At 73.3% G+C, this 22,923-nt stretch carries 25 protein-coding genes; 8 read left to right on the top strand and 17 right to left on the bottom strand.

Going from position 1 to position 22,923, the window contains the following annotated elements; genetic code table 11:
• Position 1: 1 nt before the first annotated feature.
• Genes ADK86_RS00260 through ADK86_RS00270 form a run of 3 tightly spaced genes read right to left on the bottom strand, consistent with a single transcriptional unit; the run spans position 2 to position 3,896 of the window.
• Positions 2–682, bottom strand: a complete 681-nt coding sequence (locus ADK86_RS00260; protein ID WP_053694669.1) for an ATP-binding cassette domain-containing protein — start codon at positions 680–682, stop codon at positions 2–4.
• Positions 679–3,390: an ABC transporter permease subunit gene (locus ADK86_RS00265; protein WP_053694670.1), complete on the bottom strand. Its 2,712-nt coding sequence runs from the start codon at positions 3,388–3,390 to the stop codon at positions 679–681. Before ADK86_RS00265 ends, ADK86_RS00260 begins: the two co-directional genes overlap by 4 nt.
• Entirely contained in the window at positions 3,387–3,896 is a 510-nt protein-coding gene (locus ADK86_RS00270; RefSeq protein WP_199834320.1) for a hypothetical protein, read from the bottom strand. Before ADK86_RS00270 ends, ADK86_RS00265 begins: the two co-directional genes overlap by 4 nt.
• Before the next feature lie 113 nt (positions 3,897–4,009).
• On the opposite strand from ADK86_RS00270, the gene ADK86_RS00275 reads away from it, so the two are divergent.
• The 5 genes from ADK86_RS00275 to ADK86_RS00295 all read left to right on the top strand — a co-directional run bounded on the left by ADK86_RS00275 (position 4,010) and on the right by ADK86_RS00295 (position 8,612).
• Complete coding sequence (locus tag ADK86_RS00275; RefSeq protein WP_053694758.1) at positions 4,010–4,561, top strand: hypothetical protein; 552 nt, start codon at positions 4,010–4,012, stop codon at positions 4,559–4,561.
• Complete coding sequence (locus ADK86_RS00280) at positions 4,539–5,870, top strand: ABC transporter substrate-binding protein (protein ID WP_053694671.1); 1,332 nt, start codon at positions 4,539–4,541, stop codon at positions 5,868–5,870. Before ADK86_RS00275 ends, ADK86_RS00280 begins: the two co-directional genes overlap by 23 nt.
• A 425-nt stretch (positions 5,871–6,295) precedes the next feature.
• Positions 6,296–7,306, top strand: coding sequence for a hypothetical protein (locus tag ADK86_RS00285; protein WP_234345610.1), 1,011 nt, complete (start codon positions 6,296–6,298; stop codon positions 7,304–7,306).
• 72 nt (positions 7,307–7,378) lie between these two features.
• Entirely contained in the window at positions 7,379–7,549 is a 171-nt protein-coding gene (locus ADK86_RS00290) for a hypothetical protein (RefSeq protein WP_053694672.1), read from the top strand.
• A gap of 52 nt (positions 7,550–7,601) precedes the next feature.
• Positions 7,602–8,612: a helix-turn-helix transcriptional regulator gene (locus tag ADK86_RS00295; protein WP_053694673.1), complete on the top strand. Its 1,011-nt coding sequence runs from the start codon at positions 7,602–7,604 to the stop codon at positions 8,610–8,612.
• Here ADK86_RS00295 and ctaD read toward each other — a convergent pair.
• From ctaD to ADK86_RS00350, 11 genes are all read right to left on the bottom strand, one after another.
• The gene (gene ctaD / locus ADK86_RS00300; protein WP_053694674.1) at positions 8,530–10,251 is read right to left on the bottom strand and encodes a cytochrome c oxidase subunit I; all 1,722 of its coding nucleotides are present in this window, start codon (positions 10,249–10,251) and stop codon (positions 8,530–8,532) included. The two genes, ADK86_RS00295 and ctaD, sit on opposite strands and share 83 nt — an antisense overlap.
• Before the next feature lie 157 nt (positions 10,252–10,408).
• Positions 10,409–10,684 (bottom strand): gas vesicle protein K, encoded by a 276-nt coding sequence (locus ADK86_RS00305; protein WP_003986596.1) that lies wholly within the window; start codon positions 10,682–10,684, stop codon positions 10,409–10,411.
• Complete coding sequence (locus ADK86_RS00310; protein ID WP_050501027.1) at positions 10,681–10,926, bottom strand: gas vesicle protein; 246 nt, start codon at positions 10,924–10,926, stop codon at positions 10,681–10,683. The genes ADK86_RS00305 and ADK86_RS00310 overlap by 4 nt, the downstream gene beginning before the upstream one ends.
• Complete coding sequence (locus ADK86_RS00315; protein ID WP_234345612.1) at positions 10,923–11,753, bottom strand: GvpL/GvpF family gas vesicle protein; 831 nt, start codon at positions 11,751–11,753, stop codon at positions 10,923–10,925. The genes ADK86_RS00310 and ADK86_RS00315 overlap by 4 nt, the downstream gene beginning before the upstream one ends.
• Positions 11,750–12,073 carry a gas vesicle protein gene (locus tag ADK86_RS00320; RefSeq protein WP_003986599.1) on the bottom strand — a complete coding sequence of 108 codons (324 nt, stop codon included), beginning with the start codon at positions 12,071–12,073 and terminating at the stop codon, positions 11,750–11,752. Before ADK86_RS00320 ends, ADK86_RS00315 begins: the two co-directional genes overlap by 4 nt.
• Positions 12,070–13,203: an SRPBCC family protein gene (locus ADK86_RS00325; RefSeq protein ID WP_053694675.1), complete on the bottom strand. Its 1,134-nt coding sequence runs from the start codon at positions 13,201–13,203 to the stop codon at positions 12,070–12,072. Before ADK86_RS00325 ends, ADK86_RS00320 begins: the two co-directional genes overlap by 4 nt.
• Positions 13,196–13,840 carry a hypothetical protein gene (locus ADK86_RS42890; protein ID WP_053694676.1) on the bottom strand — a complete coding sequence of 215 codons (645 nt, stop codon included), beginning with the start codon at positions 13,838–13,840 and terminating at the stop codon, positions 13,196–13,198. The genes ADK86_RS00325 and ADK86_RS42890 overlap by 8 nt, the downstream gene beginning before the upstream one ends.
• Before the next feature lie 51 nt (positions 13,841–13,891).
• Positions 13,892–14,137 (bottom strand): gas vesicle protein GvpG, encoded by a 246-nt coding sequence (locus ADK86_RS00335; RefSeq protein WP_053694677.1) that lies wholly within the window; start codon positions 14,135–14,137, stop codon positions 13,892–13,894.
• 3 nt (positions 14,138–14,140) lie between these two features.
• Positions 14,141–14,881, bottom strand: a complete 741-nt coding sequence (locus tag ADK86_RS00340; protein ID WP_053694678.1) for a GvpL/GvpF family gas vesicle protein — start codon at positions 14,879–14,881, stop codon at positions 14,141–14,143.
• Entirely contained in the window at positions 14,878–15,309 is a 432-nt protein-coding gene (locus ADK86_RS00345; RefSeq protein ID WP_003986604.1) for a gas vesicle structural protein GvpA, read from the bottom strand. Before ADK86_RS00345 ends, ADK86_RS00340 begins: the two co-directional genes overlap by 4 nt.
• A complete protein-coding gene (locus ADK86_RS00350; protein ID WP_030590920.1) occupies positions 15,306–15,626 on the bottom strand; it encodes a gas vesicle protein in 321 nt (106 codons plus the stop codon). Before ADK86_RS00350 ends, ADK86_RS00345 begins: the two co-directional genes overlap by 4 nt.
• A 399-nt stretch (positions 15,627–16,025) precedes the next feature.
• Between ADK86_RS00350 and ADK86_RS00355 the strand changes: the two genes are divergently transcribed.
• A complete protein-coding gene (locus tag ADK86_RS00355) occupies positions 16,026–16,241 on the top strand; it encodes an I78 family peptidase inhibitor (RefSeq protein ID WP_030640125.1) in 216 nt (71 codons plus the stop codon).
• Between the two features lie 112 nt (positions 16,242–16,353).
• Here the strand turns inward: ADK86_RS00355 and ADK86_RS00360 are convergent, their stop codons facing one another.
• Positions 16,354–17,397, bottom strand: coding sequence for a phosphatase PAP2 family protein (locus tag ADK86_RS00360; RefSeq protein WP_053694679.1), 1,044 nt, complete (start codon positions 17,395–17,397; stop codon positions 16,354–16,356).
• A gap of 289 nt (positions 17,398–17,686) precedes the next feature.
• Complete coding sequence (locus ADK86_RS00365; RefSeq protein WP_053694680.1) at positions 17,687–18,865, bottom strand: hypothetical protein; 1,179 nt, start codon at positions 18,863–18,865, stop codon at positions 17,687–17,689.
• Between the two features lie 212 nt (positions 18,866–19,077).
• On the opposite strand from ADK86_RS00365, the gene ADK86_RS00370 reads away from it, so the two are divergent.
• Positions 19,078–20,694, top strand: a complete 1,617-nt coding sequence (locus ADK86_RS00370) for an MFS transporter (protein WP_053694681.1) — start codon at positions 19,078–19,080, stop codon at positions 20,692–20,694.
• 181 nt (positions 20,695–20,875) lie between these two features.
• Positions 20,876–22,072, top strand: a complete 1,197-nt coding sequence (locus ADK86_RS00375; protein ID WP_053694682.1) for an acyl-CoA dehydrogenase family protein — start codon at positions 20,876–20,878, stop codon at positions 22,070–22,072.
• Between the two features lie 67 nt (positions 22,073–22,139).
• Here the strand turns inward: ADK86_RS00375 and ADK86_RS00380 are convergent, their stop codons facing one another.
• Positions 22,140–22,592, bottom strand: a complete 453-nt coding sequence (locus tag ADK86_RS00380; RefSeq protein WP_003984521.1) for a cell division protein SepF — start codon at positions 22,590–22,592, stop codon at positions 22,140–22,142.
• Positions 22,593–22,923: the final 331 nt, after the last annotated feature.

Here is a 22,923-nt window from a genome sequence, read left to right on the forward strand (position 1 = left end):
GCTACGGACCGCCGGTCCCCGGGAAGCGGGCGGCCTCGGCCGGCTCGCCGCTGAAGGCGACGCCGCCGCGCCGCAGGACGTACGCCACGGTGGCCGCCCGGCACAGGCCGGGCGGCAGCGCCTGCTCGGCGACCAGGACCGTGCGCCCGGCGGCTGCCAGGCCGGCGAACAGCGCGTACGTACGTGCCGTGGCATCCGGTGACATGCCCTGCGTGGGCTCGTCCAGGAGGAGCAGCCGGGCGGTGCCGACGAGCGCGCGGGCCACGGCGAGCATCCGCTGCTCGCCGCCGGACAGCGTGCCCGCCCGGCGGCCGAGCAGCGCGCGCAGCGCCGGGTAGGCGTCCAGGGCCGGGCCGATCGCTCCGTCCGGCGCGGCGAGTTCGAGCTGTTCGGCGACGGAGAGCGAACCGAACACCGCGCCGCGGTCGGGGACCAGGGTGAGTCCGCGGCGCGCGCGGGCGTGCGCGGGGACCCGGGTGATGTCCGTACCGCGCCACATGACGCGCCCGGCGGTGAGCGGCACGGTGCCCGCCAGCGCGCGCAGGGCCGTGGTGCGGCCCGAGCCGTTGCGCCCGAGCAGCACCGTGACGTGCGCCGCCGGAACGAGCAGGTCGATGCCGTGCAGCGCCTCCAGCGAGCCGTAACGGACGCGCGCTGCGTACAGGGCGGCCTCGACACTCATGTGCCCGGCTCCGCCAGTCCCGCTGATCTGCCCCGCTCCGCCAGGACCTGGTGGGCAGGGCCGCGGGCCACGATCCGGCCGGCCGCCATCGCGTACACCGTGTCGGCCAGTCCGGCGACGAGGTCGAGATCGTGCTCGACGACGAGCAGCGCGGTGCCCTCGGCCGCCAGGGCACGCAACACATCGGCCAGCGCCGCGACTTCCGCACTGTCCAGACCCGCCGCGGGCTCGTCCAGCAGCAGCGTGCGCGGACGGCCCGCGACGGCGCGCGCCAGTTCGACGCGGCGCAGCGTGCCGGTGTCCAGCCCGGCGACGGGCGTGGTGCGCAGTGGCCCGTCCAGGGAAAGCAGGTCCAGCGCGCGCGTGGTGGCGGCGGCCGGGTCGAGCACACCGCTCTGCTCGGCGCCCACCCGTACGTTTTCGGTCACGCTCAGCCCTTCGAACACGGCGAGCTGCTGGAAGGTCCGGGCGAGCCCGAGGCGGGCCCGCGCGTGGGCGGACCTGCGGGTGATGTCGACGCCGTCGAGCAGCACCCGCCCGCCGGCCGGGCGCAGGGTGCCGCACAGGCAGTGGAACAGGGTGCTCTTGCCCGCGCCGTTGGGCCCGATGAGCGCGGTGATCCGGCCGGGAGCGACGGTCAGGTCCACCCCGTCCAGCGCGGTGAAGCCGTCGTAGCGGGCCCGGACGGCGCGGGCGGTGAGGCGGCCGGCGGGGGTGGGGGAGACGGGCGAGGGCGCGGTACGGGGCAGGCGGCGGCGCGGAGTCGGGGCGCGGGGCTCGGGGGTGCGGTGTTCGGACGTCCTCCCCTCGGTCCCCGTACGTACCGGCCCCCGCGCCAGCGCCAACCGCTCCCGCACCCGCGCGCCCAGCGGAGTCAGCCGTACTTCCGGAACGGCGAACAGGCGGGCAGCGGCGCCGCGCAGGGCCGCGTACGGGCCGTGCGGAAGGCGGCCGGCGAGTACGGCGAGCACGCCGATCACCGCGGCGGCGGCACCGCCTGCGGCCCCCGCGTCCAGGCCGACCAGCAGGACCGCGGCGGTGAGCGCGCCCAGCAGGCTGTCGGCGCCGAGGACGACCACGGCCGCGAACCATAGCAGGCCGCGCACCGGGTCGTAGGACGCGGCGTCGAAGGTGCGCAGCGCCATGCCGAGCATGCCGCCGCCCAGGGCGGCCAGTGCGGCGCCCACCACAAAGGCCGCCAGTTTCAGGGCCGGTACGGGCACTCCGGCAGCGGCCGCCCCCGGCTCGTGGTCGCGCATCGCGGCCAGCGCGCGCCCGGTGCGGCCGCGGCGCAGCGCTGCCACGGCGAGCAGCGCGAGGCCCAGCAGCACCAGTTCCAGGACGTAGTAGGCGCGGTCGGCGGTGAAGCCGGCGGGACGGTCGAGGGTGAGGCCCGCGGTGGCGTACGGCTGGTCGAAGACGAACCGGCTGACCGCGACACCGAAGGCGAGGGTGGCCAGGGCCGTTGCCAGGCCGTGCCCGCGCAGTGCGGGCCGCCCGGTGAGCAGGCCGAGCGGCGCGGTCAGCAGAACGGCCAGCAGCAGCGCGAGCAGCCCGGGGACGGCCGGTACACCCGGGAAGCGGCCGGCCGCGAGCAGCGCGGTGAACAGGGCGCCCAGCCCGGCGTACGCGGCCTGCCCCAGTGAGATCTGGCCGCCGCGCCCGGTGACCACGACCAGGGAGAGCAGCACCACGCCGAGCGCCGGTACCTGGACGGCGGTGCGCAGATCGCCGCCCGCGAAGCCGAGGGGCAGCAGGAAGAGGATGCCGCAGACCAGCCAGGCGCGGCCGTCGTGGTCGGGCAGCGGGCCGGTGCGCAGGGCGGCGCCGTCGGACGCGGCCGGCGCGGTACGGGCGGGGCCGAGGCCGCGCAGGGCCGGGGCCGCGACGAGCAGCGCCACCACGAACAGGTTGGCGCCCACGGCCTGCACCAGCGGCTCCAGGCTGCCGCCGGGGTGCAGCCGGGTGAGCTGGCTCTGTGCGACGCCGATGCCCAGCGCGACGGCCACCGCCACCGGCAGGCTGCGCAGCCCGGCGGCCACCGCGACCGCCATCACCTCCATGACCAGCAGCGGCAGCCCGTACGGGTCCAGGCGCAGCAGCGGGGCCAGCAGGATGCCGGTCAGCCCGGCGGTGAAGGAGCCGAAGGCCCAGCCGGCGGCGGCGACCCGGTCGGCGTCGATGCCGCCGAGGACGGCGAGCGGCCGGTTGTCGACGACGGCGCGCAGCTCGCGCCCGAAGCGGGTCCAGCGGGTGACGGCGGCGACCCCGGCGGCCAGCGTGACGGCGGTGCCCAGCTGCACCCAGGGGTCGTCGGGCAGCAGCGCGGGCGCGTCCGCGCGCGCCCCCGGCCCCCACAGCAGGCCCGCCCCGCCGACGAGGAGGACGAAGACGCCGAGCGAGGCGACCAGGGTGCGGGCCGGTCCCGCGCCGCTGACGGCCAGCGGGCGGAAGACGGCCCGGTCCAGCGCGAGCCCGACGCCGGGCGCGACGAGGAGGAGGGTGACGGCGGCGGCGAGCGGCAGCGGCCAGTGCCAGCCGACCGCCAGCTGCCGCAGGACGTAGGCGCACACCATGGCGACCGCGCCGTGCGCGAAGTTCAGCACGCCGGTGGCCCGGTAGGTGACGATCAGTCCGATGCCGGTGAGCGCGGCGGCGCTGCCCACCGCGAGCCCCGCCAGGGTGAGGTCGTACGAGAGCGAGCTCACCGCCGGGCGCCGGGGCGCGGGCCGCCGGGCTCACAGACGGGGCAGGGCGCCAGCGGTCCCGCGGCCGGCGCTTCCGGCGGCCCGTCCACGGGCCGGGCGTCCGGGCGGCCCGCCACGAGCGGGCAGCCGGGCCGGTGCAGGAGCGTTCCGCCGGGTACGGCGAGCGGCGGACCGGCATCGTCCGGTACGGCCTCCCGCGCGGCCGGGGACCCGTACGCGCCGGGCGGCGTCCCGTCGGCCCCGTACGCGACCAGCAGCCCGTACAACTCCTCGACCCGGGCCGCCGCCAGGCCCGTCTCGCCCCGCGCCACCAGCACCGCGCCCGCGACGATCAGCGCGGCGCCCGGGATCGAGCAGGACGCCAGGAACGGGATCTGGCGCTCGGCGAACCGCTCGCCGGAGACGCCGTACCAGCCGACCGCGCACAGCACCGCCCCGCCCGCCAGCGCCGCCCAGCCGCCCCACGGCACCAGGCGCGCGCCGGACCGTGTCCGCGCGTTGCGCATCACGCCCCCTCGCGACTTTCGGCGAATAGCGCCACTATGCCCTGTGGGAACAGCACCCAGAAGGCTTGTGCCAGACCGGCTCGGAGTGGTCGCGACGACAGGCGGTGGTGTACATGACGTTCCGTGGGGGGACAGTGCGGCGGGTTCCGGCGCTGGTGGCGGCGGTGCTGCTGGTGGCGGCCGGTACCGCGGGGTGCGGGGACGCCGACGACGGCGGGCAGCCCGCGCCGAGCGGCGCGTCCTCGGGCCCGGGGACATCGACCACGGGCACGATCACCCCCGGCACGCCGTCCTCGGGCAGCGCTCCGGCCGACCCTGCCGCCGCCGAGCGGGAGATCAAGGAGAACTGGCAGAAGTTCTTCGACCCGAACCTGTCCAACGCGGAGAAGGCCAAGTACCTCCAGAACGGCGAGCAACTGCGCCTGCTGCTGGAGGCGTTCAACGGCGACCAGCGGGGCCGGCAGGTCGGGGCGCAGGTGTCCGCCGTACGGTTCACCTCCGCGACCGAGGCCGATGTGACGTACAGCCTCACCCTCAAGAAGGCCACCGCGCTGCCGAACGCCAAGGGCGTCTCCGTCTACCAGGACAAGGTGTGGAAGGTCTCCCTCAAGACCCTGTGCGCGCTGGTGGGCATGAGCGGCAATGCGAGCGCGCCGGGCTGCTGAGGCGGCCGGCGCCGCCGGAGCCGCGCTGCTGCTCGCGCTGACCGCGGCCTGTGGCAGCCGGCTCCCGGAGAGCGCCTTCGAGGACCGCAGGGGCGCGCCCGCGACCGGACCGGCCCGCGAGCCGGTCACCGTCGGGATCATCACCAGCACGACGAGCCCGGTGGGCGGCGAGGCGTTCACCGGGCCGCGGGACGGCGCGCTGGCGTACTTCGCCGCGCTCAACCGGAAAGGCGGCCTCAACGGGCGGCCGGTACGCCCGGTCACCTGCGACGACGGGGGCAGCGGCGTCGGCAACGACGAGTGCGTGCGCAAACTGCTCACCGACGAGAAGGTGTTCGCGCTGGTCGCGACCACCGCGCTGGACTACGCGGGCGCGCCCCGGGTCTCCGCCGCCGGCGTCCCCGACATCGGCGGGCAGCCGGTCGGCGCCGCGTACGACACGTACCCGCACCTGTACGGGATCTACGGCAGCCAGGCGCCGCGGGACGGCAAGGCGCCGGGCTGGGGCGGCACGCTGTACGGCGGCACGGAGGTCTACCGCTACTTCAAGCGCGTGCAGAAGGCCCGCAGCGCCGCCGTGGTCTCCTACAACCAGGCGGCGTCCGCCGCGTACGCCCGGCTGATCGTGCGCGGTCTGGAGGCCGAGGGGTACGACGTGACCACCGAGCAGGTGGACTTCGCGCTGCCCAACTTCCCGGCGGTCGCCGCCGGGCTGCGCGACCGGGGCGCCGACCTGGTCTTCGACGCGCTGGACACGCACGGCAACGCGCGGCTGTGCGAGGCGATGGACGCGGCGGGCGTCCGGCCCACCGCCAAGGTGACGAATGTGCAGAACTGGTCGGACGCGGTGGCCGAGGACTACAAGGACTCGCCGGGCTGCCGCAACGCTCTGTGGGCCACCGGCGCCAGCCGCAACTACGACGATCAGGGGAGCGGACCGGGCAGCGCGGCGGTACGGGAATTCCGCGCCGGGATGGCCCGCCACGCCAAGGGCCGGCCGCTGTCGCAGTGGCAGCTGGAGGGCTGGGCGGCGGCGATGTGGTTCGCGGACGCTGCGCGCTCGTGCGGGGCGGAGCTCACCCGCGCGTGCGTGGAGCGCTTCATCGCCGACGGTCCGCCGTACACCGCCCGCGGCCTGCTGCTTCCCGCCTCGTTCCGGCCCCGGCCCGAGCCGCCGGCCACCGACCGGACCTGTCTGTCGGTCGCCCGCTGGCGGGACGGGGCCCGCGGCGGCAAGGGCGGCTGGGTCACCCAGGGCGACATGGACACCACCTGCTTCACCGTGCCGCAGCTGCCGTACCGGCCCTGAGCGCCCGGGCGGTGGCGCGCGGCACGGCGTGCCAAGTTGAACGGTGCACACCTCGTGACGGGACGCCCCGGGACGGCCTAGCTTGTGGCGTTACAGCACGGCACGGAAACGACGATCAGTGATCCAGGAAAGTTCCGTGATGTCGCTACCGATGTCCTAACTCTTTCGGAACAAGTTGGCCAAAGCCCTCAACCCGGAACCCGGGCCCGTGGTCTACCCGTTCAAGGGGCGGACGAACCGGACTCGTCCGCCGATGATCGAGGGACACGGGGACGGAAGACAGGACGGATGCACAGCTCATTCCTGTTTCACCAGGCCAACGGCATCGCAGGGACGGTCCGGACGACGTACAACCCGGCTCCGGGGCACGGGGCGTACGCAACCAAGGACGCGGCGCGAGCCGCTGCGAGAGGGGTGCGGACGGTATGAACGCGTCGACGCAACTGCCCGCGACGGGCGCCGGTCCGGCCGGCACCGAAGCCGTCGCTCCCGTGATGAGCGAGACCCCGGCCGCCGGTCCCGCGGCCCCGGACACCCCGGCGGCCGAGCACGGCGCGGGCGATGCGGCCCCGGCCGCCCAGCCGCTGCGCGCCGACTGCATAGCGGACTCCGCCGGCGGTCTGACCTTCGACATCACCGCGCCCCAGGGCACCCGCCCGGTCTGGAGTGCGGCGCTCGTGCTGCGCCCGCGCGGCGACGGCGCGGCCCACGAGGAGCTGCGGCTGCCGCTCGGCCCGAACGGCTCCGGGCGGCTGCGCGCCGTCCTGCCGAGCACCGTCGCGCTGCCCGAAGGGCACTGGAACGTTTACGCGGACCTCGGCGACGGCCGCGATCCGCAGCGGCTGCTGCCCGGCGACAACGACCTGCGCTCGCTGGTGGACCGCCGCCCGCTGGCCGGCATCGGCCGGCTCGGTGTGCGCATCCCGTACACCACCCGGTCCGGCAGCCTCGCGCTGCGCAGCTGGCTGCGCGGCCCGCACGCGGAGGCCGCCGACATCGTCGTCGACGCCGGCGGCACGACGGTCACCGGCCGGCTGTACGGCGCCGTCCTCGGGCCGGGCGCATGCGCCGAGGCCAGGCTCCGCGGCGGCGCCACGGAAGGGTACGAGACGGCCCCCGTCGTCACGGTCCCGCTCACCGGCGACGGCTGCGAGTTCACCTTCACGCTGCCGTACGTGCCGCTCGCGGAGCGCTGGGAAGGCGGCGACGCGCGCTGGGACCTGTGGCTGCGCGCGGCCGAGGGCGCCGAGCCGGTCCGTATCGCCCGGCTGCTGGACGACGTGCCGGAGAAGAAGGCGGTCTTCGTGCACCCCGCGCTGCCCGTCGGCTGCCCCGCCGGACAGCTGCGCATCGGGCCGTACTACACGCTCGACAACGATCTGACGATCCGGGTCACGGACGACGGGCCGGACGGGCGGGACCGCACCGGCTGTTGACCGGCTCCCGTCAGGCAGGGACGCATAACACCGCACGCCGGGGGCACTCGGAGCAGCGGAGGTGCGAAACACATGGTTCCTGTTATTTTGGTACTGCTTCTGGCCTTGATCCTGTTCGGCGCGGGTTTCGCGCTCAAGGCCCTGTGGTGGCTGGCCGTCGCGGTGCTGGTCGTGTGGCTGCTCGGCTTCCTGTTCCGTACGACGAGCGCGGGCGGGGGACGTACACGCTGGTACCGGTGGTAGCCCCCTGACATGCGGACCGTAGCTGTCCGCATGGGCTGCCAGACTGTCCGGCATGTTGGAGACCTCGGCACGACTGCTCCGTCTGCTCTCCCTGCTGCAGGCACACCGCGCGTGGACGGGCGCGGATCTCGCCGACCGGCTCGGCGTGACCCCGCGCACCGTCCGCCGCGACGTCGACCGCCTGCGCGAACTGGGCTACCCCGTCCACTCGGCCCCCGGCACCGCCGGGGGCTATCAACTGGGCGCGGGCGCCGACCTGCCACCGCTGCTCCTCGACGACGAGGAGGCGGTGGCAGTCGCCGTGGGGCTGCGCACCGCGGCCGTCGGCGGCGTCGAGGGCATCGAGGAGACCTCCGTACGGGCCCTGGCCAAGCTGGAACAGGTGCTGCCGAACCGGCTGCGCCGCCGCGTCAGCGCCCTCACCACCTTCACCGTCCCCATGCTCGGCGCCGCGGGCGGGCCCCGGGTCGAGGCGTCGGTCCTCACCGAACTGGCCAACGCCTGCCGGGACAGCGAGCGGCTGCGCTTCGACTACGCGGCACACGACGGTACGGTCAGCCGCCGCACCGTCGAGCCGCACCGCCTGGTGTCGGCGCAGCGCCGCTGGTACCTCGTCGCCTGGGACGTGGACCGCGCGGACTGGCGGACGTTCCGCGCCGACCGCATCCCCCCCCCCCCCCCGCACGGCCCGCGCTTCGCCCCGCGCCCGGCCCCCGCCGACGACCTCGCCGCCTACGTCTCGCAGGGCGTGTCCATCCGCGCCTACGCCGAGCGGGCCACCATCGTGCTGCACGCCCCCGCCGAGGAGGCCGCTCAGCGCATCACCCCGGCCGACGGCGTCATCGAACCACTCGACGACCACCGCTGCCTGCTGCGCACCGGCGCGCACAGCCTGGACGTGCTGGTGATCCACATCGTCCTGATGGGCTTCGACTTCGAGGTCCGCGATCCGCCCGAACTGGCCGGGCGGATCGCGGAGATCAGGGACCGGCTGTCCCGGGCGCTGAACCCGGCTCCGTCTCCCGCGGGGACTCCTCCGGCGCCGGCGTGTCCGGCGGAGTGAGCCGGGCGATCTCCGGGTGGTGCAGGTCGAAGGCGGGCGACTCCGAGCGGATGCGCGGAATGGTCAGGAAGTTGTGGCGCGGCGGGGGACAGGAGGTCGCCCACTCCAGCGAACGGCCGAAGCCCCAGGGGTCGTCCGCCTCGACCTTCGTGCCGTACTTCGTCGTCTTCCAGACGTTGTAGAGGAACGGCAGCGTGGACAGGCCGAGCAGGAAGGCGCCGATGGTCGACAGGGTGTTCAGCGCGGTGAAGCCGTCGGCCGCCAGGTAGTCGGAGATCCGGCGCGGCATCCCCGCCACGCCCAGCCAGTGCTGGACGAGGAAGGTGGTGTGGAAGCCGATGAACAGCGTCCAGAAGTGCAGCTTGCCCAGCCGCTCGTCGAGCATCTTCCCGGTGAACTTCGGCCACCAGAAGTAGAAGCCGGCGAACATCGCGAAGACGACCGTGCCGAAGACGACGTAGTGGAAGTGGGCGACGACGAAGTAGGTGTCGGTGACCTGGAAGTCCAGCGGCGGCGAGGCCAGGATCACGCCGGTCAGCCCGCCGAACAGGAAGCTCACCAGGAAGCCGGTGGCCCACAGCATCGGCGTCTCGAAGGACAGCGAGCCGTGCCACATCGTGCCGATCCAGTTGAAGAACTTCACCCCGGTCGGCACCGCGATCAGGAACGACATGAACGAGAAGAACGGCAGCAGCACCGCGCCGGTGGCGAACATGTGGTGCGCCCATACCACCACCGACAGCCCGGTGATCGCCATGGTCGCGCCGATCAGCATCACGTAACCGAAGATGGGCTTGCGCGAGAAGACCGGGATGACCTCGGTGATGATGCCGAAGAACGGCAGCGCGATGATGTAGACCTCGGGGTGCCCGAAGAACCAGAACAGGTGCTGCCACAGCAGCGCCCCGCCCCACTCGGCCTCGAAGACCATCGACCCGAAGCGCCGGTCCGCCTCCAGCACCAGCAGCGAGGCCGCCAGCACCGGGAAGGCGATCAGCACGAGGATCGAGGTGAACAGCACGTTCCAGGTGAAGACCGGCATCCGGAACATCGTCATGCCGGGCGCGCGCATGCCGATGATGGTGGTGAGGAAGTTGACCGAGCCGAGGATGGTGCCGAAGCCGGACAGCGCCAGACCCATGATCCACATGTCGGCGCCGATGCCCGGGGAGCGCACCATCGAGCTGAGCGGCGCGTAGGCGGTCCAGCCGAAGTTCGCGCCGCCGGTCGGCGTCAGCAGGCTGGCCAGCACGATCAGGCCGCCGAAGAGGAACAGCCAGTACGAGAGCATGTTCAACCGGGGGAAGGCCACGTCCGGTGAGCCGATCTGCAGCGGCATGATCTCGTTGGCGAAGCCCGCGAAGGCCGGGGTGGCGAACAGCAGCAGCATGATCGTGCCGTGCATCGTGAACGCCTGGTTGAACTCCTCGTTCGTCAGGATCTGGAGCCCGGGGCGGGCCAGTTCGGCGCGCATCAGCAGCGCCAGCAGGCCGCCGACCAGGAAGAAGCCGAACGCGGTGACCAGATAGAGATGGCCGATCTTCTTGTGGTCGGTGGTGGTCAGCCAGTCCACCAGCACTGCGCCGGGCCGTCGGGCCCGTACCGGTTCCGGGCTCGCCGCCACGGTGTCCGTACCCATCTGCGCCACCTCGTTCGCCAAGAAGCAACCGGCTGAGCCGGTAAGGGACGTGCTCGGGCTCTGGCGGCCATGATGGCCGCCCGCCCCGCGTCACGCGAGGGGGCGTACACAGCCCGGCCGGATCATTGCGGCACCCGCCCGTCGCGCGCCGCGGCCCTCACTCCCGGGGCAGCAGGGGACCCAACGGGCCCAGGTCCAGATTCAGTTCGTCCTTGCCGATGCCGTAGCGCTCGCACAGCTCGCCCATCCGCCGCTCCAGCAGCATCAGCGTCAGACCGATCCGCTCCTCCTGGTCCTCGGTCAGATCGCCCTGGTCCACACGGCGCAGCGCCTGCCGCTCCATGAGCTGGTGCAGCAGTTCCACCACCGTCAGCACGAGCCGCACCAGGTCGCGTTCGACGGTGTCCTCGTCCAGTTCGACGCGCCGGGTCACGGCGCCACCTCCTCCTCGGCGTCCGGCCCCAGTTCCTCGAAGGGCGACGGAATGTTGGCGTTGACCGAGCTGATCAGGGCCCGCAGGTCGATACGGACGAGGTCCACCTCGGCGATGCGCAGCGTGAGGTCGCCCGCGATGACCGCGCCGCCCGCCAGCAGCCGGTCCAGCAGGTCGACCAGCGCGATCTGCCGGTCGGCCAGCGGATGGCCCGGCTCGGAGGCGGGCACCGGAGCGGTCATCCGGCACCGCCGGAACCGGATTCCCCGCCCGCCTCCGGCGGCTGCGGCGCCTGTGTGAAGGAGTACGGGGCCCACGGCCCGGTCAGCTCGATCCGTACGCCGGGGCTGCGGTCCGCCAGCTCGCCGACCAGGCCCGCGAACGCGCCCGCCTGGTCGCGGGGGATCAGATACGCGCCGTTGAGCACATTGCGCCCGCCGACCCCGGACAGCCGGGGGTCCTGGGGGCGGTGCAGCCGGCTGCGCTCGGCGAACTTGTCCAGCGCCTCGTGGGCGGCGCCGGCCAGCTCGTCGGCGCGCCGCTGGCTCTGCTCCTGGGCCTGCCGGTGGGCGAGCCGCCGGCGCAGGAAGTCGCGCCCCGAGCCGCCGGCCGGCGCCTGACGGGCCGAACCGCTCGCGGGCACGGGCGGTTTGGCGGTCCCGGGGTCCTCGACGTACGCCTTGACACCCCACTCCATCCGGCCGTCCAGGCTCACCAGCGCGCTCAGGAACTCCTCGGTGCGCTGCGCCAGCACCTGCCGCACCCCGCGCGCGTCGCGGTGGACGGTCACCAGGCGCAGCGGCAGTACGCAGAACTCCGCGGCGGCGGTGTCCACCACGCTGCGGTGCGCGCGGGCGGTCCGCTCCAGCCACGCCATGTCCTCCAGGTGCGCGCGCAGTGCCTCCTCGTCGAAGTCGGCGGCCGGCACCCGGGAGACCAGGGCGGCCAGCGCGCCCTCCGTGACGGTCTCCACGGGTGCGTCCGCGACGCCGAGCAGCCCGTCCGGCGGACGGCAGCCGGCCCGTGCGACGGCGTAGGTGTACATCAGCTCGGCGCCGTGCGTGCTCAAGTGATCTCCTCTCGCGGCTCCTGCTCCTCCAGGGCGGCGATCCGCTCGCGCAGCCGCTCGTTCTCCCGGGCGAGTTCCCGGCGCCGGGCGCCGGAGGACAGCGACGGATCGTCCCGCCACCAGTCGATGCCCATCTCCTCGGCCCGCTCCACCGAGGCCACGATCAGCCGCAGCTTGATCGTGAGCAGTTCGATGTCGAGCAGGTTGATGCGGATGTCACCGGCGATCACCACGCCCTTGTCCAGGACGCGTTCGAGGATGTCGGCGAGGTTGGCGCCGCCGTTGGAGGATCCGTAGGGGGAGGGGACCTGGGAACTCATCGGGCCGGCTCCGGCTCGCGCTCGTCCTCCTCCTCGTCCGCCGGCTCCTCCTCGTACGTGTCCTCGGCGTCCTCCTCTTCGTCTTCGTCGTAGGCGTCCTCGGGTTCGTCCTCGGCCCCCTCTGCCCCTTCTTCTTCGTCCTCGTACGCGGCGTCGGCGTCTTCCTCGCCCTCGGCGTCCTCGTCCTCGTACGCGTCCTCCGGCTCGTCGTCGTCGGACTCCCCGGAGTCGCGGGCGTCGTCGGCCTCCTCCTCGTACGCGTCCTCGGACGGCTTGCCCGCGCCCTCGGTGTCCCGCTCCTCGCGGTCCTGCTCCTCGCGTTCCACGGCCTCGTCGTGGCCGGTGACGACCTCGCCGTCGCGGATCTCACCGCGCCACTCGCCGGTCGCCTCGCCGCGCATCATCACGAAGCGGCGGAAGTTCTTGAGGTCGAGCCGCGCCCGGCGGCCCTGCGCGCGCCAGATGTTGCCGGTCTTCTCGAACAGGCCCTTGGGGTGGTACTCGATGACCAGCAGCACCCGGGTCAGGCTCTCGGCCAGCTCGTGGAAGGTGACCACGCCCTTGAGCGTGCCCTTGGCGCCCTCCGAGGTCCAGGCGATGCGCTCGTCCGGGACCTGCTCGGTGGTGTGCGCCTTCCAGCTGCGGGTGGACCAGAAGATCTTCGCGCGCCAGTTGGAGTCGGTGTCGTCCGTGGACTCCACCCCCTGCACCCCCTTGGCGAAGGTGCTGAACTCCTGGAACTGCGTCCACTGGTTGTACGCCTCGCGGAGCGGCACGCCGACGTCGACGTCCTCGCTGATCGTGACGAACTTGCCCTTGCCGCCGCCGCCCTTGCGCTTGCCGGTGAGCTTGCCGACGGCGCCCTTGACGGTGTTCTTGGCGGTGTCCTTGACCGCGCCCTTGAGCGTGTCCTTGATGACCGGGCCGATCAGGCTGTCGCTGCGGCCCTCCGCCACGTCGGTCAGCCGGGTCGTGGCCTCGCCGAGCCGCTTGCCGGTGGCCACCAGCAGCCGCTGGGCCTGCGCCGCGGCGAACGAGACGGCCTCCTCCTTGAGGCGGTCGACGGCCGGGTTGCCCGCCACGCTCTCCTTGACGGCGGCCACCGGGCCGCCGGACTTCGACTCAGCCACGGCTGTCACCTCCGCTGCGGCGGGTGGTGGACCGGGCCGTCTTCTTCGCGGCCGACGCGGTCTTCTTCGGCGCGGCGGCGGCCTGCTTCGCGGGCCGCTTGCGCTTGTCCGAAGCGGACTTGGCGCCGGACGCGCCCGCCTTCGCAGAGCGCGCGGCCGTCTTCTTGGCGGTGCCGCGCCCCTCGCCCGCGGACTTCCGTGAGCCGCCGCGGTTCCCCGCGGTCTCCTCGTCCTCGGCTTCCTCCGCCGTGTCGTCGCCGTCCCGTCCGCCGCCGGTCACCCCGCGTACGGTGTCCGCCGCCTTGCCGCCGGCCCCGCCCGCGTCGAGCTGGTCGCGTACGTTCAGGGTCCGTTCGTGCAGGCTGTCCGCCAGGGAGTCGAGGCGCTTGGTGACCAGCGCGCCGGTCGCCGCCTTGCCCACCCCCTTCAGGTCGCCGCGCAGCTGCTCGGGCAACTCCTTGAGCTGCGGGTTGGCGGCTATCTGGTCGTTGACCAGAGAGATCAGCTGCTGCGGGCTCAGGTTCAGCCGCTTGCCCAGGACCATGCTGCCGATACCGATGGCGAGCTTGGCCTTCTTCGTACGGCCGAGCAGATAGCCTCCGGCGACGGCCAGCACCAGTGCCGGCCGGTTCTTCATCTCGGGATTCTCCTCAATGTCTGTTGCGCATGGGTACGGCGGGCCGCGCCGCTACGCCCCGGGGGAGCGCTGCCGCAGCTCCTCCAGCCGGTCCAGCAGCGCGTCCTCGCGCCGGTCGAACTCGGCCTCGTCGATCTCCCCGCGGTCCAGCTGTTCCGACAGTTCGCGCAGTTCGCGCTGGACCACGGACGGGTCGTAGTACTGCCGTTCCGCCTCGGTGAGGACCTGCCGCAGCACCCAGCCCGTCCCGCGCACGGGAGCGGCCGGGAGCAGCAGCAGTTCCTTGAGCAGGCCCACCGCTCACTCCGCCGCCGCAGACTCCAGCGGCCGTACGAAGCTGTACGGCGGCAGCGGTCCGTTGACCAGCAGTTCCAGGTGGGGGTGGTCGGTGCCGAGCCGGTCGGCGGCCTCCAGGAACGCGGCCGCGTCCTCGCGCCGCATCAGGAAGGACAGGTTGACCAGCCAGCCGGCGCCCTCGGGACCGGGCCGGGACTGCTCGGCCCGCGGCGTGAGCGCCGCCTCCACCGTGTGCGCGTCGCTGACCTCGCGGGCCCGCACGGCGTTGGCGATCAGCTCGCCGAGGCGCAGCTTGTCCTGGTAGGCACCGCCGCCGGACGCCTGGTTGGCCTCGTTGAGGGCCCGGATCTCCGGCTCCTCCGCGAGGACCCGGCGCAGCACGTCCTCTTCGCGGTGCGCGGCCTTCACGTTGTACTCGACGCGGCCGTTGAGGTCGTCCAGCTGTGCCTTGTAGTGCTCGGCGTGCTCGGCCAGCACCTCCTGGACCGCCTCGTCGCTTTCCGACAGCGAGCCGAAGCGCAGCGGCAGGACCGCTCCGTCCGCGCCCGCCTCGGTCAGTACGTGCTGGTGGGCGAGCAGGTCGCGGCGCTTGGGCCGGAGCCGGTCGGGGCAGTCGCTGACGATGGCCGCCAGGTCGCCGCCGCGTACGACGCGGACCGGGCGCGGCGGATCGCCGATGCCCAGGATCTCCTGCCCGGGTTCGGGGTGGCCGGCGCGGGCGATGCCGTAGACGTACGTGCTCACTCGCTCTCCTCCTTCTTGCGGGAGGCGGTGCGCCGCGGCCTGCGCTGCGACTCGCTCTCGGCCTCGGCCTTGTCCCGCCCCTGCCCGATGGCGTCGGCGAAGGTCTCGGCCGCGCCGGAGAGCGCGCCCTTGGACTTGCCCTTGGCGCCGGACTCGGTGACCTGGCCGACCACGTCGGGCAGGCCGGGGCTCTTGTTGGCGCCGGTCTCCAGGTCGAGCCGGTTGCAGGCTTCGGCGAACCGCAGGTAGGTGTCGACGCTGGCCACCACCACCCGGACATCGATCTTGAGGATCTCGATGCCGACCAGTGAGACGCGGACGAACGCGTCGATCACCAGGCCGCGGTCGAGGATCAGCTCCAGGACGTCGTAGAGGCCACTGGTGCCACCCCCGCCCCCGGACTGCTGTTGTGCCGGGACAACGGTCATGTCTGTGGTCTTCCTCTCGCGCGCTCGTAGCGGCTGACGCGCCGGTAGCCCGTGAGCATGCCGTCCGGGTCGAGCGAGACCTCGTACAACGCCATGAGGCTCATCGTCTCGGGGACCCGGGCGAGCTCCAGCACCTCGGTCTCCAGGACCCAGCCGTCCTCGGTCCGTTCGAACCGGGACACCGTCTCGGGGGTCAGACCCGTCAGCTCGGCGAGCTGTTCCCGGGCCGACCGCAGGAGTTCCGGTGCGCTGGGGCGGGCGGACGCCGCTCGGTGGTTGCTGCTTCTGTCCGGTGTGTTCGCTGTGTTGTCTCCCATGGGACTCCTCGGCAACAGCGAGTACCGCACGGCGGTGGACCCAAACCCGCCGCCGGCCGCCATGCCCGCGAAATATGCGCGGGCGGCGCTCCGGCGGCCGATTTCCGGACGCCGGACGACGGGAAATGGAAGGAATAAACGGAGACTGACGGGGAATTAATTGCGGCCGGTCCGCGGGCGTCCCGCGGCGGTCCCCGGACGACGATCAAGGCCGAAATCCGGCCGACCTCGATTCCCACCCGGTTGGTGCAGTGCCGGGCTCGTTCGGGTGACGGAAAACGAACCGGACACGCGCCGTGGTCCTGTGACAGAAGTGTGACGAACGCAGGACCGGCCCGGTACCCGACGGTGGCACCCCGGCCCTTCCACCCCTGTCGGCGGCCGCCTACGGTGGCTGCCATGGCACCCGTACCGAAGTCCCCTTTCGAACCCGATGACGACCCCGAGACCTACGTCGGGATGGCGCGGCGGACCGCCGAGGAGCGCGCCCGCGAGCGCGGCTGGAGCACCGTGCGCTCCCTCGCGCCGGGCACGATCATCACCATGGAATACCTGGGGGGCCGCCTGAACTTCGAGGTCAAGGACGAGGTGGTGACCCGCAGCTGGAAGGGCTGAACCGCCGCGGCGGCAGCGCGCAAAGCCGACGGCCCCGGGCTCCAGGAGGAGCGGCCGGGGCCGTCGGCTGCGGGGGAGAGGCTGTGCGTACCGTCCCCGCGGGTTTCGCGGTTCAGCTGCCGCCGGTACGGCCGCGGGCCGGGGCCGGGGCGAGCGGCGCGGTGCGCGGCGCGCGGTCGGCGTGCGGCGGGCGCCGGGGGCCGGTCGGCGTGACCGGGGTGCGTTCCGAGCGGGTCGTGTGCGGGCGCGGCGGGTGGTGCGGCCGGGGGTCCGCGGTGCGGGGCGGAGTGTCCGCGGTGCGCACCGCGGTGCCGGTACGGGTGGGGCCGGCGGCTTCCCGAACGAGCACCTCGTCCTCGGGCGCGTGGCGCGGCGCGGACAGCCCGGAGCGGGCGGCCGCCGGGGCGAGCGGCGCGGGGACGTGCGGCCGGCCGGTCCGCAGCCGTATCCACAGGGCCGTCAGCCGGGCCTCGGCCCATTCCACGGCGGGCTCGAACCAGGGCAGCGCGAGGAGGACCAGGAGCCCCGCCGCCCAGCCGAGCAGCACATCGCTGACCCAGTGGGTACCGAGGTAGACCGTGGTCATGCCCACGCCGAGGGCGCCGAGGGCGGCGATCACCGACAGTGCCCGGCGGCGCAGCGGCGTGGTTGCCAGGTAAGCCAGGACACCCCAGGTGACCACGGCGTTCGCGGTGTGGCCCGAAGGAAATATATCGCCGCCGAGCCACATCTCGTTGGCGCCGATGGTGGTCGCGTAGTGCGGGCCGAGGCGGCCCATGCCGAGCTTGGCGGCGCCCGCGGTGATGTTGAGCAGCAGCAGTGAAGTGCCCAGGACCAGCAGCGGGTGGAGGTTCTTCGTCCGCCAGCAGCGCCAGCCCAGCCAGGCCGCCACGGCGACCGCGGTGGGGCCGCGCTGGCCCAGCACGACGAAGTAGTCGAGGAAGGCGTGGATCTCCGGCCACTGCTTGTAGGGCCGGAAGAGCATCGCCTGCCAGTCGAACGTGACCAGCCATGAGGTGGCGAGCACGCCGGCCACGATCGCCACGTACACCGCGAGCGTGCCCCCGAACAGCCACCAGCGGGTCCGGGTCATGCGTGACGGTGGGCGATCGGCCGGGCGCTCCTCCATCTGGTCGAGCTTGTCATCGGTACGCACTCAATCGACGTTACCGCGTGTGATGTCGGTGCCTGGTCAAACTGTGAGCTTTGTAATGACGATGTGATGTGCAATCTGTCTCAAACGCGACTTTGGCCAGTGCTTTTCCGGAGGAATTCCCCGGTCGTCGGATTACCTCTCGGAGCGCTCCCGGAAGTCGCTCCGGGTGAGCTCTTTCCCATTCGCCGGAGAAGTTTATCGCCGATTCGTACGGGTGTCGCGGTACGTTTCCCCGGGAGGCCGTGCGCGGAGGGGAATGTTCCGTTCGGCGCGGGCGCGGCCGGCCGGCTCAGGGCGGCCCCGAACCGTTCAGCCACACCGCCCCGTACACCGCCGACCCCGCGCTGACCAGGGCCGTCACCGTCCAGGCCGCCGCCGGACGCCACCGCGCCAGCCCGGCCGCGAGCGGCAGCAGCAGCGGATACGCGGGCATCATCAGCCGCGGCTTGGACCCGAAGTACCCCTTGGCGGTCAGCGCCAGCAGCAGGACGACGCCGCCGTAGACGAGCAGCGGCAGCGGCTGCCCGCGGCGCGCGCCCAGTACGTACAGCCAGACCACCAGCGCCACCCCGGCCAGCAGTCCGAGGCCCGCCGGAAAACCGAGGTCCCACAGGAACGCGGCGAAGGCCCGGCCCCCGTCGAAGCCGTTGCCCCAGCCGCCCTGGACGTCCAGATACGCGGTGAGGCTGCCCTGCTCGGCGGCCACCCACAGGAAATAGCCGCACCAGCCCAGCGGCGCCAGCAGCGCACCGAGCAGCATCCGCCGGTGGCGGCCCCACCGCGGGGCGCCACCGGCCGGCCGGTCCCGCCACAGCGTCACCGCCGCCGTCAGCCACACCGCCGCGACCACCGCGGCCCCCACCGGCCGGGTCAGCCCCGCCAGCGAGGCCAGCACCCCCGCGGTCACCCACCGCCCGGTCAGTACGCCGTACACGCCCCACGCGGCGAGCGCGGTGAACAGCGACTCCGAGTACGCCATCGACTGCACGATCCCCACCGGCAGTGCTGCCCACAGCGCGGCCAGCGCGACGCCGGCCCGCGGCCCGTACAGCCGCTCGCCGGTCAGGTACAGCGCCCAGGCCGCGGCGAGCGACGCGAGCCAGGACACGGCGAGCCCGGCGTCGGCGGCCGACAGCGGGGTCACCGCGGACAGCCCCCGCTCCAGCCACGGCAGCAGCGGGAAGAACGCCAGGTTCGAATGCACGTCCCCATTGGCGAGCTGGACGCTGTAGCCGTAGCCCTGCTCGGCGACGCGGGTGTACCAGAGAGAGTCCCAGCGGGCGGTGAGCAGGGTGTGCCAGCTCTTGCCGTGCGCCGCGGACCAGGCGGCCAGGACGAGCACCCCCAGCGCCCGGATCGCGGCGTACGCCAGCAATGCCGGGGCGGCCCGGCGCAGAACGGCGCGCACGGGGCGGCCGTCGCCGGGGCCGGTCGGCTCCGGGGCGCGAAAGGGGGCAAGATCGTTCATCCGGCCGATTATCCCGTGGCCGGAGTCCGCCGCCCGTCAGCGGGTATGGGAACCGCCGAGCCCTGCGACGAGCGTCTCATCGTGGGGTGAGCCACGCGTCACGTCACGCGACTCGCGTAGTCTGACGTCTCAACTCGCCCGTGCCGCCGGTTCTGCCGGAGCGCCTTCGCGCCCCGGCACGCGGCCGCGAGAGCATGACAGGAGGTACGCGAATGTCCGGGACGACCACGTCCGGCGACGAGCGGGCGGCGGGTGTTCCCCGGCATGGAGGCGGCGGCGCGGGCCGCTGGACCGTTCTGGTCGTGCTCTGCGTCAGCCTGCTGTTCGTCGCGCTGGACACCACCATCCTGTACGTGGCGGTGCCCTCGGTCACCGAGGACCTGCGCCCGGGGCCGGTGGAACTGCTGTGGATCGTGGACATCTACCCGCTGATCGCGGCGTCGCTGCTCATCCTCTTCGGCACGCTCGGCGACCGGGTGGGCCGCCGCCGCATCCTGCTGATGGGATACGGGCTGTTCGGCGCGGCCTCGGCCGCCGCCGCGCTGGCCCCCAACCCGCAGATCCTGATGACCGCCCGCGGGCTGCTCGGTATCGGCGGCGCGATGATCATGCCGGCCACGCTGTCCATCCTGCGCCAGGTCTTCCCCGACCGGCGCGAGCGGGCGGTCGCCATCGGCGTGTGGAGCGCGGTGGCCGCGGTGGGCGCCGCGGTCGGGCCGGTCCTCGGCGGCTTCCTCGTCGAGAACTTCTGGTGGGGCTCGGTCTTCCTGATCAACATCCCGATGATGGCGGTCATGGCCCTGATCGGCCGCTGGCTGCTGCCGGAGTCGCGGGGCGAGCGCAACGGGCCCTGGGACACCGTCGGCGCGGTGGTCGCGGCGCTCGGCGTGCTCGGCGTCGTCCTCGGCGTCAAGCGCATCGGCAGCGGCGAGGCGCTGATCGGCCCGACCACGCTGGGCTCCATCCTCGCCGGCACCGTGCTGCTGATCGTCTTCGTACGGCGCCAGCGAAAGCGCGAGCACCCGCTGATCGACATGCGGCTGTTCGCCCGCCCGGCCTTCGGCACCTCCGTGGGCTGCATCGTGCTGGCGATGCTCGCCCTCGTCGGGCTCCAGCTGATAGCGGTGCAGTACCTCCAGCTCGTGCTGGGCCTGAGCCCCCTGGAGACCGGGCTGCGGATGCTGCCGCTGGTCTTCTCCGCGATGGCCGCCGGGCTGACCGGTTCCAAGGTCCTCCAGGCCATCGGGCCCAAGGTGATGGTCTCGCTGGGCTTCGTGCTCACCGCGGCGGCCGTGCTCTGTCTGACCGCGATGGACGAGACGGACCGCCCCTGGCTGCTCGTCCTGGGCTTCGTGCTGCTCGGCTTCGGCTTCCAGAGCACGCTTTTCGGCGCCTACGAGTCGATGCTCAACGAGGCCCCCGCCGACCAGGCGGGCGGCGCGGCGGCCATCGGCGAGACCTCGTACCAGCTCGGCGCCGGCATCGGCGTGGCCCTGCTCGGCAGCGTCATGAACGCCGCCTACGCACCCGGGCTGTCCCATGTGGCCGGCGTCCCGGAAGGGGCCGCCGCCTCGGCCGCGCACTCCCTGGGGGAGGCATACAAGGTCGCCTCGACACTCGGCGGCCGGGCCCAGTCCGTACTGCGCGACGCCGCGCAGGGCGCCTTCGTCCACGGCCTGCACGTCACGCTCGTCGCCAGCGCCGTGCTGCTGCTGACCGGCGCGCTGATCGCGCTGCGGCTGCCGCGCCGGGCGGCGGACTCGGGGGACCGGACCGACGGGGACGCGCTCCGCGACGCGGAGCCCGCGCCCGCGAACACCGGGCGGTGAGCGGCGCGGGGGCGTACGGTCCTGACCGGGACCGTGCGCCACGACGCGGGCGTACGCCGCTGACCGGGGCGTTCCCGGGCGGCGGTGGCCCTTGCCGCCGCGCCGCGGGCGGCCGTACCGTCGGAACCGGATAACTACCACCGCTAGTTTTCGGGTTCGCGCAGCCACCGGAGGCCCCGCCATGTCCGCACCCCCGTCCCCGCAGCTCCCGCCCTTCGACCCGGCCGACCCGCTGGGCATCGACGACCTGCTCTCCGACGAGGACCGGGCGGTCCGCGCGACCGTCCGCCGCTGGGCCGGCGACCGGGTGCTGCCGCACATCGCCGAGTGGTACGAGCGCGGCGAGCTGCCCGGCATCCGGGACCTCGCCCGCGAACTGGGCTCCCTCGGCGCCCTGGGCATGGCGCTGACCGGCTACGGCTGCGCGGGCGCCTCACACGTCCAGTACGGCCTGGCCTGCCTGGAGCTGGAGGCCGCCGACTCCGGCATCCGCTCGCTGGTCTCCGTACAGGGCTCGCTCGCCATGTACGCGATCTGGCGCTTCGGCTCCGAGGAGCAGAAGCAGCGCTGGCTGCCGGACATGGCGTCCGGCGAGATCATCGGCTGCTTCGGCCTGACCGAGCCGGACCACGGCTCCGACCCCGGCAACATGCGCACCCACGCCAAGCGGGACGGCACCGACTGGGTGCTGACCGGCCGCAAGATGTGGATCACCAATGGGTCGGTGGCCGGGGTCGCGGTGGTCTGGGCGCAGACCGACGACGGCATCCGCGGCTTCCTCGTCCCGGCCGGCACCCCCGGCTTCTCCGCGCCCGAGATCACTCATAAGTGGTCCCTGCGCGCCTCGGTCACCAGCGAACTCGTCCTGGACGAGGTACGGCTGCCGGCCGACGCGGTCCTGCCCGGCGCCAAGGGGCTGGGCGGCCCGCTGCGCTGTCTGGGCCACGCCCGGTACGGGATCGTATGGGGCTCGATGGGCGCCGCGCGGGCCAGCTTCGAGGCGGCGCTGGACTACTCCCGTAGCCGCGAGCAGTTCGGCCGGCCCATCGGCGGCTTCCAGCTCACCCAGGCCAAGCTGGCCGACATGGCCGTGGAACTGCACAAGGGCCTGCTGCTCGCCCACCATCTGGGGCGGCGCTTCGACGCGGGGCGGCTGCGGCCGGAGCAGATCAGCTTCGGCAAGCTCAACAACGTACGGGAAGCGATCGAGATCTGCCGGACGGCCCGGACGATCCTGGGCGCGAACGGGATTTCGCTGGAGTACCCCGTCATGCGGCACGCGACGAACCTGGAATCGGTGCTCACCTACGAGGGCACCGTCGAGATGCACCAGCTCGTGCTGGGCAAGGCGCTCACCGGGCTCGACGCGTTCCGGTGAGCGGAGCCGACCGGGGCCGGCGGGCTGCACGGCGCCCGCCGGCCCGTGGCCGGACCGGGCTCCCGGGTCAGCTCTGGTTGAAGAAGCCGCCCTCGGCGCGGCGCCGGCCGGGCTCGCCGTTGAGGATCCGGTAGTCGGCCGGGGTGAGCAGGAAGACGCGCGTGGCGACCCGCTCGATGGAGCCGCGCAGCCCGAACGTCAGCCCGGCCGCGAAGTCCACCACCCGCTTGGCGTCGGCGGAATCCATCGCGGTCAGGTTGACGATGACGGGGATGCCCTCGCGGAACAGCTCCCCGATGCCGCGGGCGTCCCGGAAGCCGTCCGGGGTGACGGTGGCGATGCGGGTGCCCTGGTCCTGGGCGCTCTCCTCGGCGACCTGGACGCGGGGGTCGGTCACCCAGGGGGTGTTCCCGGTGCTGCCGGGCTCGGACCCCTCGGCGTAGTCGTCGTCGTAGTAGCGCTCGTCATCGTTGTCGTCGACGAGGCCCAGCCAGGCGCTTGCCTTGCGTACCGATCCCATTGACGCCTCCTCTCACCCGCGGTCCGTGTGTCCGCACCTCTATCGTCGTCCATGATGCGGATGCTCTGCCAAGTGGATAGCCGCCGCACGGGGGGTTCGTGACACATCTGGTGCAAAGAGGGTGGCATGGCGTCAGAACCGGGGGGAGTCGCGGGAACTGACCGTGTGAAGGCTGTCACATGGAGTGTCGGAACGTCCAGTGCCGGTCCGGTACCCGATCGTTTCCCGTCGCAAACCGGACGGAATGCAAAGAGGCCGGGCACGGGCGGCAACCCGGTCGGCCCCGTACGGGGGGTCGGATGAACCCGGTCGGCCGCTTGCCGGGGGCGCG

It is taken from the genome of Streptomyces sp. NRRL F-5755 (assembly GCF_001279365.1).
In the GTDB taxonomy this organism is placed as follows: domain Bacteria; phylum Actinomycetota; class Actinomycetes; order Streptomycetales; family Streptomycetaceae; genus Streptomyces; species Streptomyces rimosus.